The sequence below is a fragment of the Anditalea andensis genome (assembly GCF_000714815.1).
In the GTDB taxonomy this organism is placed as follows: domain Bacteria; phylum Bacteroidota; class Bacteroidia; order Cytophagales; family Cyclobacteriaceae; genus Anditalea; species Anditalea andensis.
The window spans coordinates 178801-191364 of the sequence record NZ_JMIH01000015.1 but is presented as its reverse complement, the minus strand read 5'-3'; the positions used below and the strand labels follow the sequence as shown (position 1 = coordinate 191364).

The 12564-nt window shown below is 40.0% G+C and carries 9 protein-coding genes; 2 read left to right on the top strand and 7 right to left on the bottom strand.

Going from position 1 to position 12564, the window contains the following annotated elements; genetic code table 11:
• Nucleotides 1-87 precede the first annotated feature (87 nt).
• The 7 genes from EL17_RS08235 to lepA form a co-directional block, all read right to left on the bottom strand.
• Nucleotides 88-714, bottom strand: a complete 627-nt coding sequence (locus tag EL17_RS08235; protein WP_035072602.1) for a 7-carboxy-7-deazaguanine synthase QueE — start codon at nt 712-714, stop codon at nt 88-90.
• 134 nt (nt 715-848) lie between these two features.
• Nucleotides 849-2378, bottom strand: a complete 1530-nt coding sequence (locus EL17_RS08230) for a S10 family peptidase (RefSeq protein WP_035072508.1) — start codon at nt 2376-2378, stop codon at nt 849-851.
• On the bottom strand, nt 2378-3793 hold the full coding sequence (locus EL17_RS08225) for a RagB/SusD family nutrient uptake outer membrane protein (protein WP_035072506.1): 1416 nt from the start codon (nt 3791-3793) through the stop codon (nt 2378-2380). The genes EL17_RS08230 and EL17_RS08225 overlap by 1 nt, the downstream gene beginning before the upstream one ends.
• Before the next feature lie 12 nt (nt 3794-3805).
• Nucleotides 3806-6850: a SusC/RagA family TonB-linked outer membrane protein gene (locus EL17_RS08220; protein WP_035072504.1), complete on the bottom strand. Its 3045-nt coding sequence runs from the start codon at nt 6848-6850 to the stop codon at nt 3806-3808.
• Between the two features lie 266 nt (nt 6851-7116).
• The gene (locus EL17_RS08215; RefSeq protein ID WP_035072502.1) at nt 7117-7701 is read right to left on the bottom strand and encodes a class I SAM-dependent methyltransferase; all 585 of its coding nucleotides are present in this window, start codon (nt 7699-7701) and stop codon (nt 7117-7119) included.
• Between the two features lie 140 nt (nt 7702-7841).
• Nucleotides 7842-8720, bottom strand: a complete 879-nt coding sequence (gene folD, locus EL17_RS08210) for a bifunctional methylenetetrahydrofolate dehydrogenase/methenyltetrahydrofolate cyclohydrolase FolD (RefSeq protein WP_035072500.1) — start codon at nt 8718-8720, stop codon at nt 7842-7844.
• 716 nt (nt 8721-9436) lie between these two features.
• Nucleotides 9437-11230, bottom strand: a complete 1794-nt coding sequence (gene lepA, locus EL17_RS08205; protein WP_035072498.1) for a translation elongation factor 4 — start codon at nt 11228-11230, stop codon at nt 9437-9439.
• Nucleotides 11231-11336: 106 nt separating this feature from the next.
• Here lepA and EL17_RS08200 point away from each other — a divergent pair, with 106 nt between their 5' ends.
• Nucleotides 11337-11924 (top strand): DUF922 domain-containing protein, encoded by a 588-nt coding sequence (locus EL17_RS08200; RefSeq protein WP_051719880.1) that lies wholly within the window; start codon nt 11337-11339, stop codon nt 11922-11924.
• Between the two features lie 87 nt (nt 11925-12011).
• On the top strand, nt 12012-12557 hold the full coding sequence (locus EL17_RS08195) for a DUF4924 family protein (RefSeq protein ID WP_035072496.1): 546 nt from the start codon (nt 12012-12014) through the stop codon (nt 12555-12557).
• The last annotated feature ends 7 nt before the right edge of the window (nt 12558-12564 follow it).

Here is a 12564-nt window from a genome sequence, read left to right as displayed (position 1 = left end):
TTTTAATTATCACAAATCCCCCCTTCCCCAATGAAGGGATAGCAATATTCCACCAGTATAAATTACCAAGATTATTTCCAAAATTACTTAAGGAATATCCATAAACTTATGTGTCTGTAGAGATATTTTCCAGTTTGGATGATCTTTTACATAATCCACGATCAAACTGCTCACTTCTCTAGCTTTGCTCCATTCCGGCTGCAGAAGAAGGGTGCAATGACTCTGAACTTGAGCAGCATGCTTTTCAGCAAATCCGATATCACTTTTATGAAAGACTATAACTTTGAGTTCGTCGGCTTTTTCATATATACTCGGATGGGGGGCCTTAAATTTTTTGGGAGAAAAACACACCCAATCAAATGATCCGGAAAAAGGATGGGCTCCGGATGTTTCTATATTGATAGTAAACCCTCTATCTTTAAGCAATGAAGTAATAGGCCCAAGATTATACATTAATGGTTCCCCTCCTGTAATCACTACCAATCTTCCCGGAAATCTTTCAGCCTCAGCGACTATTTCTTCAATAGGTTTCACAGGCCATTTTTCCCCTTCCCATGAATCCTTCACATCACACCAGACACAACCTACATCACATCCCCCCAGTCTTATAAAATAGGCCGGGTGCCCAGTAAACGTCCCCTCACCCTGTATAGTATAAAAAGCTTCCATTAATGGAAGCATGTTCCCTTTCGCTACTTCTTCTCTTACCTGCATATAATTTTTGATTAAGCGGGGTGATTGAACCGCTGACATTTAATTTAGCCTGCAAAGGTAGAGGTTTATCTTTAGAGTAGAAAGCAGGAGCACGAAGTTTTCGTACTCCCTACTATTCATAATCAAACATTTAATTACTCTAGAACCCTATCAAAGAAGCTTCTCACATCAGTGGTCATCTTTTCCAGTGAGGGCCTATGGATGTAGACCATGTGGCCTGATCTATAGTATGCCATTTCGATATTATCCCTAAGAGATGGATCTAAAAACATATGGTCCACCGTATATTCGGTAGCAAAAAATGGTGTAGCAAGATCATAATACCCATTTATAAAAAGGACTTTCAAATAAGGGTTTTTATGAATGGCCCCTCTCAAAGTTTCTGAATTATTAAGGTGGCTATTCTGTACATTGTTATAGTTCCACGGCCTTACACGCCCTGTAAGTACTTCATATGCATTATTGGTTTCAAAGCCCAACTCACCGCGGATATAATCATTTATCGCCATCGCATAGGGACCGTAGATAGCCTTGCTATAACTTGGGTCAAAATCGTATCCTTCTCCAGCATGGTCATAATCTACTCCCAAGATCCTACCATCCAATCTTCCTACGGTTTGTTTTCTATCTCTCAGCAGTTCCTTAACAAATCGACTTATGTTAACTCTATAATGCGTGTGGGCCAAATACTGCTTTGATAGCCCTGTATATTCATGAAGTTTGTCCGCTAATTTATCTTTATCCTCAGCCGTTAACCTATCTCCTTTCATCAGCAGGGTAGCATATTCACCTCTCGCATAGTCACTGACTTCCGCTATAAAAGCTTCTAGATCTGTGACCTCATTCGGTAAAACTTTATGATATTCGGCTATAGCTGCATAAGTGGGCAAATACATGATATAAGGCAGGTCGTGACCTTTTTCAAATAATATAGTAGCAAAATTGGTCACTGCACTGATCATAATAATACCGTTAAGATACATTCCATACCTATCCTGCAAATATCCGGAAAGCCCAGCAGCTCTAGTAGTACCATAGCTTTCACCGGACAGGAATTTGGGGGAGTTCCATCTTTGATATTCTGAAACATAAGCCCTTATGAAATCTCCTACAGAGGCTATATCTTCTACATATCCGAGAAACTGTTTTTTATCCTCCCCTTCGGCTGGCCGGCTATATCCGGTCTCGATAGGATCAATGAATACCAGGTCAGTTTTATCTAACCAAGTATCCGGATTATTGATCACTTCGTAAGGAGGCTTAGTCGCTTCCCCCTCTTCTGTCATCATGATCATACGGGGTCCGAGCCCGCCCATATGTAACCATACGGAAGCTGATCCTGGACCTCCATTAAAAACAAAGGTAATGGGCCGGTTTCTCGCACTGGCCACATTGTTTAATGTATAGGCAGTAAAATAAAATTTTGCCTTGGGTACTCCATCCTCATTGGTCATGTTCATAAATCCTGCAGTAGACTTATAATTTAGATTCCTACCATTAGCAGAAATGGAATGGTCGCGCTCTACTATATCCATGTCTCCAGCTATAAGCTGATGTGGAGTAGCGGACGCAGAAATCCCCTGAGCAAACAATATTGAATAACTGGTACACCACAATAGTGTACCAGAAATAAAAACACCTATTTTCATATTATATATCCTCATTATCTATAAGCTGGGTTTTGAACCATATTTGGGTTAGTAAATATTTCTGAATTAGGGATGGGCATGATATATCGATCTCTGGATCCAATAGAATAAAGGGAAGCCCCGGTAGTTCTGGGGATATTGGAAAATGTCGCTATCGCCCGGTCAGTCCGTGCCATATCAAAGAATCGATGCCCCTCAATAGCAAACTCAAATTTCCTTTCATCCAAAACCAACTCCACCAGTTCAGCACCAGATGCAGCAGAAGCATCAGGTAAGCCAGCCCTGTTTCTCACCGCGTTTAAATCTTCCAACCCAGGATTAATATTATCTTGTCTACCTCTAGCTTCTGCTCTTATTAAGTACATCTCAGCTATTCTTATGACGGGGACATTACTGGCATTTTGAAGTTGGTCAAATTTAGTGGAATAATATACGCCACCGAATGCCGGATTCAATGCTATCATATCACTCCTTGTATCTAGGCCTACTCTAGCCAAGAGTTCAGCTGCAAAAGGACGATGAAAGGATAAACCTCCTCTACCGTTTAAGCTGGCAGGATAATACCATTGCCTGAAACCACTGAAATCCACGACATTATAATGCATTTCAAAAATGGATTCAGCTGAAAAATCTGTTCTGAATATATCAGAAAAAGGCGTCACTAACTGATAACTTGCCTGACTGATCACCTGTGTGGCATAGGATTCTGCCTGTGCCCAGTTATCAAGATATAGATAATATCTAGCCAACATCGCAGTAGCAGCCGCTTTTACTAAGCGCGAACGGGTGAGAAAATTACCCGTCCTGGTTTCAGGCAATAAAGATTCTCCCATCTCTAGATCCGTTCTGATCTGGTTCCAAGTTTCATCTAATGTAGCTCTGGACTTAAAAGATTGATCATTAATCCCTATGGAAGGTTCAGTCTCTATCACTACTCCCAGCTCACCGTATTTCCCAGGGATTCCACCAAAGTACTTTGCCAATTCGAAGTACATCATACCTCTAAATGTATATGCTTGCCCTAGCATATTATTGACTCGCGCTTCATCCAACCCAGGAACACCTGGCGCAAAAGCTATAATATTATTAGCCAAATCGATAGTTCGATAAATTTGCGTATACAGATCGTCTAATTCAGTATTGTCTGGTGTTTGGCGAAATTCATCAATGACATTGAAATTATCCCAAGTATCTACACTTTGAACCAAGTCAGAAGCTAATTCGCCTAGCGTCTGCACTCTCCAATTATAAACTAATTGTGCCTCATTGTATAGGCCATTGAGTGAAGCTTCAGCATTTACGGGATTGGCAAAAGCTTCATCTGTAGCGATCTGAAATTGAGGCTCATGATCCAGCACATTACAGCCAAAATTTACTGCTAAGGAAAGCATCAGAGCAATCGAAAATGATTTATATATGTTCTTATTCATTTTTTCTGCCTTTTAAAATGTCAAATTTAAACCTAATGTGTAAGTCCTTGGCTGTGGCATCACCGCTATATCCACTCCTGACACCAGATTAGTAGGACTAGTACTAACTTCTGGGTCCAAACCTGTATAATTGGTCCAAGTAAGCAGGTTCTGGGCAGCTACATAAATCCTGGCCCTAGATACTCCGACTCTTGAGGAAACCACTCCTGGAAGACTATAACCTAAACTGGTATTCTTTAACCTAAGAAACGATCCATCCTCCACATGCCTGGATGGACGCAGGTCGGCACTATAATTTTTGGATGCCATTCTAGGTACATCTGTGATATCACCGGGCTGCTGCCACCTGTCCAACTGCTGTGAGGAGTACCCGGTAGTTCTTTCTCCTCCATGCTCAAAGAAAAACCTACCGTAATTCAATGTATTGTTCCCTTCACTAAACTGAAAGAAAACCATAAAATCAAAATTTTTAAAATTAACGGTATTGGTCAAGCCTCCTACATATCTTGGAATGGCACTACCGAATATTTGACGATGAATATTAGGATTAAAAACATCATCTCCCATTGTATCCCAAATGATATCGCCCGTCTGTGGATCTACGCCCTCCTGCACATGTACCCAGAATGAATTTAATGGATATCCTTCCTCTACTCTTACATAATCTCTAGTGAAGGTGGTAAATGGAAATGCTAGCCTCTTTACTAAATTATCGTTTCTGGCTATATTAAAGCTTGCATTCCAAGTAAAGTCAGGTCTAGCTATAATAGTGGAATTGATACCCAATTCAACCCCTTTATTTTCCATTTCACCGAAATTCTGTGTAAGGATGCTGTAACCCAAGGATTTGGGAACAGGTACATTTAATAGAAGATCTTTGGTCTGCTTATCATAATAATCCATAGTCAGAGTCAACCTGTCTTTCCAAAGCCCTATATCTATTCCTATATTAAATTGAGCTGTAGTTTCCCATTTTAAGTTTGGGTTTGCCAACTGATTTGGTGCAATCCCAGGTGCATCTACATAGGATGCGGGACCTACAGGTTGGCCCACACCTCCTAAATTAAGTCCCCCACGCATGCCTCCCCAGAGACCAATGGCCTGAAAATCACCAATACCACCCTGATTTCCGGTGATACCATAACTAGCCCTAATTTTCAGATCAGATAAAGTACTTCCTCTCTGTAAGAAACCCTCTTCTATCACTCTCCAAGCACCTGCTACAGATGGGAAATATCCCCAACGGTTATCCGCTCCAAATCTCGAAGACGCATCCGCTCTCATGTTTACAGTGAGGAGGTATTTGTTTTGAAACCCATAATTGACTCTTCCAAAGAATGAGGCTATCCCCCATGAGCTGCCTGTACTGCTGGCATTCTTGACTGCTGCGGATTCAATTCTTTGAAAGGAGTTAGATGGAAACCCTTGACCAAAAGCTTGTGTTCTTAAAAATTGATTTTCCTGAAGTGTGTTCCCCACAAGCACATTTAAGCTGTGATCATTAAAAGATTTCTGATAGGTTAACACATTCTCATTGATCCAGTTATTGCTTCTGGTTACAAATGACTGAGCTGATCCATTTAAAGCAGCACCTGCTGCTAAAAAAGTGTTAAAATATTGGTCCTCTTCTACCAGATTATTGTCAATACTCCAAGTGCTTCGGAAAACCAGTCCATTGGAAATTTCCCAATCAGCATAAATGCTACCTATCAATCTGGTGGTCCTCATCAGGTAATCCGTCTCGTTTGCTACCGCTACAGGATTTTCCCAAAATGGCCGATAGTAAGTACCGTCTTCATTATATATCGGGTAATTACTTGGATAGAAAAAAGCAGTAGAAAGGGCACCTTCTATCGCATTTCCATTTAGAGCTCTATTTCTTGTATTCACGCTATAGGTAGTGCTCGTCCCAATCTTAAGGCGGGGGGTCACCATAAAATCAAGGTTTAACCGGGCACTGTTTCTTTCAAAATTTGATGGACGAACTAATCCTTCTTGCACAAAGTTGTTTCCGGAAACAAAGTATTTTATCTTTTCATCTCCTCCGGCTACAGAAGCATCTAAGCTTCTTATACTACCGGTCTGAAAAATTTCATCAAACCAATTGGTATCAATTGCCTGATCCGGATTAGGAAATGGAGGGACAAAAGGCTGACCATTTTCGTTCAATGCCTCTGCAGAACCGTATCTGTCCGACCAGTTATTTCTACGGGCTTCATTCTGCAGCCTTTCAAAAGTAGGCCCGTCCACCCGTAATGCATCGGGACTTCTCCAAGGCTTCGATATCCCGCCATATGCACTAATATTGACTGTGGGTCTCCCTTTTTGTCCTCTTTTGGTAGTAATCAATACTACGCCATTGGCAGCCCTTGCTCCATATATCGCAGTAGCTGATGCATCTTTTAGGATTTCCATGGATTCTATATCAGCGGGATTTAAATCAGCTAGTGGATTTACCGGCTGGCCAAAAGTAGTAGCTGCAAGGTTATCAGAAATAATGGGTACACCATCTATGACATATAGTGGGTCAGAATTACCTGTAATAGAAGTGGTGCCTCTGATTCGGATATTCATACCGCCACCTGGCTCTCCTGATTCCGTATTTACCACCACTCCGGCAGCCCTGCCCTGTAGCAATTGATCTGGACTGGTGATGGGTAGATTAGCAACATCCGCTCCTCTTATAGAAGATATGGCACTTGTGAGGGTTTTTCTATCCTGCTCACCATATCCCACCACGACTACTTCTCCCAGCGTCTGAAGATCTGGCTGTAAGGTAATGGTGATTTGGGAACGGTTACCAATTTTAATTTCCTGACTTAAGTAACCTAAGAAACTTACTTGCAACACGTCATTGTCAGCAGGTACTCCTAAAGAAAAACTTCCGTCCAGATCCGTGGCTGTACCTATGGAAGTACCTTTTACCAATACATTCACACCAGGTATACCATCAGGTTCATCTCCTGAAGTGACTCGGCCAGTCACGGTCCTGGTCTGCGCCCATGAAAGGTTTGCGGTGAGCAAAACCAATGTACAAAATAGTAGTGCTTTCTTCATATTATGTAGGGTTAAAGTTTATATATACTTAAATCTGGTGGAAAAGTAATATAAATCCTAACCACTCATAATATAATCACTACACGTTTAATAGATACAATATTTTAAAAGGTAAAATATCTAAAAATAAGAATTAAATACTTTAAAAAACACTTTAATATTTTCACATATAGGATAAAAAAACAGGATATATTAAATTTATTTAATTCTTGGTACGATCAGATCTACTAATACTGACTGCATCATGGACATTTCTACTGATAATATCAATGCTTCTTTTCCCAAAACAATAGCTTCCCATTATTGACACTTTTAACCCTGATATAGCTCTCTGGGATGATATCACTGTCACCATAGTAAGTAACTACCCTAGTGCCTACATTAGCTTCATCTAGCTTTTGTTTTAGGAAATCAAAATATTCCAAATACTTAACAGGATTAAAATTATTATCAGCATCAATTTTATCTTTCAAGTTTAGATTTTCCTCAAACGAATTAAAAAAATAAAAAGAATCAAATTGCCTGAAATTGATTTCCTTTATATCTGAATGAATAAATGAAACATTTTCTACTTTATAATGGAGGGCAAGTTTCCTAGAAAGAAAAACCAATCCAGCTCTTTGTTCTACTCCTGTGATATGAGCATCGGTATTCATAGCCGCCACCACGCAGAATTTACCTGCTCCAGATCCAAGATCCAACACCCTGGTACGGTGATTTTTTACCAAGAATATAACCGCCTTTATAGCCACTCCTATTGGTGTCCAATGCGTGCTGGATAATTTCCGCACCTTCATCGGATAAAAACTATCAAACGCTTCATCTGAAAAGAAAGGCAAGCTATCAGACATAGATCTAACTATTAATAATTGGAAAACACTTTCTAAAAATGACCTCCAGTACTACCGGTCCAGCATTATTTCAACAACCTCTAATACTAAAAAAAAAAAAGGCCGTCATTAAGACAGCCTTAAAAATTCACAAACACCATTTATCTATATATACGCTTCTCTGCAGCTAACAATGTATTGGACAGTAATGAAGCAATGGTCATAGGCCCTACACCACCGGGTACAGGCGTAATAGCAGAGGCCTTTTCTGATACCTCATCAAATTTTACATCTCCTATCAATTTAAATCCACTCTTCTTACTTGTATCCTCCACTCTATGGATACCTACATCTATTACTACAGCCCCTTCTTTTACCATATCCGCTGTGACAAATCCAGGCTTTCCTATCGCTACTATTAGTATATCAGCATTCCGGGTAATCTCCGGTAGGTTTTGCGTCCGGCTGTGTGTCAGTGTAACGGTAGCATTTCCCGGATTAGTGTTTCTGGCCATCAGGATACTCATCGGGGAGCCCACAATGTGACTGCGGCCAATTACTACACAGTTTTTACCTGAAGTTTCAATATTATATCTTTTAAGCAGCTCCATGATACCATTTGGAGTAGCTGAGACATATGAGGGCCAGTTTAGGGCGAGTCGGCCTACGTTAGAAGGCGTAAAGCCATCTACATCCTTTTCAGGCTTGATCATTTCTGTCACTTTCTCTACAGAAATATGCTTTGGAAGAGGGAGCTGAACGATCAACCCATCGATTTCTGGATTTTGATTTATATCCTCCACTACTTTAAGCAGCTCCTTTTCAGTCACATCATCTTCCAATCTAATGAGCGTAGATTCGAAACCGACCTGCTCACAGGATTTCACTTTAGCATTTACATATGTCTGACTAGCACCATCATATCCTACCAGAACGGCAGCTAGGTGGGGAATTTTCCCCCCTTCGATTTTTATCTCAGCTACTCTGGCCGCTATTTCATTCTTTATTTCTTCTGATGTTTTTTTACCGTCGATTATCATGAAGTACGATGTTGGAAACAGGAAGTAAAAGGGATGACACTAATACAATATTATTACCATCAACTCGCTCTATTTGAATACTTTCCTGTTAATAGATAAATTTTTTTAGCTTTTTTAAGATGCTATCATCGAGAGAATTTCAATTCTTTCTTTAATAGCTAATTCAATAGATTTACGAAGTTAATACATACTGGAAACCTGAACCAATTAAACATCGTTAACATGCAATTTATTTTAGACATTTCTGGGTAGGCGCTACACTTTTTACTAAAATAGATCTCAATTTATTCCATCAATAACCAGTTATTCACTAATCATTGGTTATTATATAATTTGAGATTAATCCTCAAACCGACCAAAACCCTCTTCAACTCATTTTATACAACTCCTGTCTTCGCCAATAAGTCTTTTGTAAATTCAGGGCCTTGAACTCATTCATAATACAAATCAGGAGCGGTATCGGACCGAAAGATTGCGTCCCTGAATGATTCACCCCTATATGGAGTGTAATGATGTCGGATAACTTTTTTAATCTTAACCGCAATATTTATTACCCTCTTCTTAACATATATTAAGGCCATAAAAAAAATAGACAGGACAGGATATATTAACTTCAGTACTCAGCGAATAACATTCGGCATTCAATATTCAAAACAAAGAAAGAAGTCAGAATGCCGAATGATGACTAAGAATTAAATCACGTCTTTGGCTGCATTTTAATCTAATTTTAACACAGCCATAAATGCCTCCTGCGGAATCTCTACATTACCAACTTGTCTCATACGCTTCTTCCCTTTTTTCTGCTTGTCCAGAAGCTTTCTTTTCCGGGAAATATCACCACCATAACATTTCGCCAATACGTTTTTTCGTAAGGCTTTGACGGTTTCTCTTGCGATGATTTTGGTCCCTATGGCGGCTTGGATGGCTATCTCAAACATCTGTCGAGGAACCAGTTCTTTTAGTTTTTCGCATAGGCGCTTGCCCCATTCGTAGGCTTTGTCTCGGTGCACGATTGCAGATAGGGCGTCTACCACTTCACCGTTTAACATCACATCCAGCCTTACCATGGTAGACTGCTGATAGCCTTTCATCTCATAATCAAGAGAAGCATATCCGCGCGAAATAGTCTTCAACTTATCAAAGAAATCAAATACGATCTCAGCCAGAGGCATATCAAATGTAAGTTCTACCCTTTCTGAGGTGAGGTATATTTGATTTTTGATCTGGCCTCTTTTTTCCATACATAGCTGAATTACCGGGCCTACATATTCTGCAGCAGTAATGATCGATGCCTTTACAAATGGCTCTTCTATATGCTTAAAGAATGTTGGTTCGGGCATATCTGATGGCGCATTGATTACTTGGTATTCATTATTATTCATAAGGGCACGGAACTGCACAGAAGGTACAGTGGTGATCACCGTCATGTCAAATTCCCGTTCTAACCTTTCCTGGATAATTTCCATGTGAAGCATTCCTAAGAATCCACAACGGAATCCAAACCCCAATGCTGCTGATGTCTCTGGCTCCCATACTAAGGAGGCATCATTTAGTTGAAGTTTTTCCATGGAAGCTCTGAGTTCTTCAAAGTCGGTAGTTTCTACAGGATAGATACCCGCAAAAACCATCGGCTTTACATTTTCAAAACCTTTTACTGTGGTCTGGCATGGACGTTTGATATGGGTAATCGTATCCCCTACTTTTACTTCCTTGGCTACTTTGATACCTGAGATAAGATAACCCACATTACCTGCCATCAGGGATTTCTGTGGCATCTGATTGATACCTAATATCCCGATCTCGTCCGCTTCATATTCCTTACCGGTATTGACAAATTTTATTTTGTCCCCCTTACTGATGGTTCCGTTAAAGATCCTGAATAGTACTTCAACACCTCTAAAGGGATTGTACATAGAGTCGAAGATCATCGCCTGTAGCGGTGCTTCTTCATCGCCTGTAGGTGCTGGAACCTTTTCAATGACAGCATTTAAGATCTCTTCAATACCAATCCCCTCCTTACCCGATGCCAACACTATATCCTCACGGTCACAACCGATAAGATCGATCACTTCGTCTGCTACCACCTCTGGATCTGCACCGGGTAGATCTATCTTATTCAATACTGGAATAATCTCTAGATCATGGCCCATGGCCAGGTATAGATTAGAAATCGTCTGAGCTTCCACACCCTGTGAGGCATCTACTATCAGTAGCGCACCCTCACAGGCAGCTATAGACCGTGACACCTCATAGGAAAAATCTACGTGGCCAGGGGTATCAATAAGGTTAAGGGTGTATTCTTCGCCTTTATATATGTATTTCATTTGAATAGCATGAGACTTGATGGTGATACCACGCTCACGCTCCAGATCCATATTATCCAGTAATTGGGCCTGCATCTCCCTACCGGATACCGTATGGGTAAACTCCAGTAAACGATCGGCCAGTGTACTCTTCCCATGATCAATATGGGCTATGATACAGAAATTTCTTATTTTTTGCATATTCATACTATCAGCAAAATTAGTAAAATGTTAGGGTTTTAACCTTATATTATCCCTTAAATTGTGACTCAAAGTAAAAGTGATCCGTTTTTGCTTCTTAGAATTTATAATTATGACTACTAAGACCATATACAGGTACATCGTTTATATATTGTTTTTCACAGCCGCTGTTTTGGGAGGATTTTGGTTATATTACTTAAACTCCTCCTCCTTGAGCATCAGTCCTGACCGTAAGCTGCAGTGGAGGGATTTTAAACTGGTAGAGAAAATCAATAATCGCCCAAGGATAAATGCGCGCTGTATTACCTTTATAGAACCTACTATAAGAAACATAAAACAAAAAAATGGATATGCTAAAATAATCGTAGCGCTGGAAGTGGGCATAGATAAAGAACTTACCCAGGTATCAGGTTCATTTATGGCCCGAGCGGATCAACCTACAAAAAATGCGGTACTCAACCACGAAAATGGCCACTATAAAATTGCTCAAATCATGGGATACAGAATTTTGGAGCAAGTAAAATCTTACCGTTTTCACCCATCCTCACACCAAGCTGAGTTTGACAGCCTGATAAGATCACAGTTTTTAGAATGGAGAAAAATGGACCAGCAATATGACCTGGAAACAACCAATCCAAGAAATTACGAAAAACAGGAGGAATGGGACATGTTTTTCAGGACCGAACTAAATAGACATTAATTGCATTAAGGGTATCATATACATAAGGGGTTCATGGTATATTAAAATTCTTTACGACCTTTGCATAGACTGATTGACTAAACCTCTATGAAAGACCTAGCAGAAAAGAAGAAAAAAACAAATATAGGCGAGTACATCATCTACATGTATCAAATGGAGGATTTATTAAGATCCTATAAATTTGAATCCAATGACATCAAGCAGTATGTGGTCAGTCACTATCCTGTAAGTGAAGAAGAAAAGACAGTCATAGCAAAATGGTTTGATGAGCTGGCGCATAAAATGAAAGTGCAGGGAATAGAGGAAAAAGGGCATTTAAATGAAGTGAAATCCGTGGTAGATGAACTGGCGCACATACATTGGGACCTTTTAAAAAAAGACAAAGATTATTTTAAAATATATGGGTATGCAAAACCCCATGTAATTGATTTTATAGCATCTGCTGAGGGTCAGGATTTGGGTCACGAAATACAGATATGCCTGAACGGCGTCTACGGTTTGCTATTATGCAGGCTTACGGGCAGGACTGTCACAGAAAAATTAGAAGAGGCCGTAACATCCTTTGGACAAGTATTGGGCTATCTAAACGCAGTTTATATGGATAATAAAAAAACAAAGCTAACACATGGTTAGCTTTGAT

Bases quoted from the DNA above. Each gene is read 5' to 3' on its own strand.
- EL17_RS08195 (WP_035072496.1), top strand. From the start codon at position 12,012: ATGAAAGACCTAGCAGAAAAGAAGAAAAAAACAAATATAGGCGAGTAC.
- EL17_RS08225 (WP_035072506.1), bottom strand. From the start codon at position 3,793: ATGAATAAGAACATATATAAATCATTTTCGATTGCTCTGATGCTTTCC.
- EL17_RS08235 (WP_035072602.1), bottom strand. From the start codon at position 714: ATGCAGGTAAGAGAAGAAGTAGCGAAAGGGAACATGCTTCCATTAATG.
- EL17_RS08215 (WP_035072502.1), bottom strand. From the start codon at position 7,701: ATGTCTGATAGCTTGCCTTTCTTTTCAGATGAAGCGTTTGATAGTTTT.
- EL17_RS08200 (WP_051719880.1), top strand. From the start codon at position 11,337: ATGACTACTAAGACCATATACAGGTACATCGTTTATATATTGTTTTTC.
- lepA (WP_035072498.1), bottom strand. From the start codon at position 11,230: ATGAATATGCAAAAAATAAGAAATTTCTGTATCATAGCCCATATTGAT.
- EL17_RS08220 (WP_035072504.1), bottom strand. From the start codon at position 6,850: ATGAAGAAAGCACTACTATTTTGTACATTGGTTTTGCTCACCGCAAAC.
- EL17_RS08230 (WP_035072508.1), bottom strand. From the start codon at position 2,378: ATGAGGATATATAATATGAAAATAGGTGTTTTTATTTCTGGTACACTA.
- folD (WP_035072500.1), bottom strand. From the start codon at position 8,720: ATGATAATCGACGGTAAAAAAACATCAGAAGAAATAAAGAATGAAATA.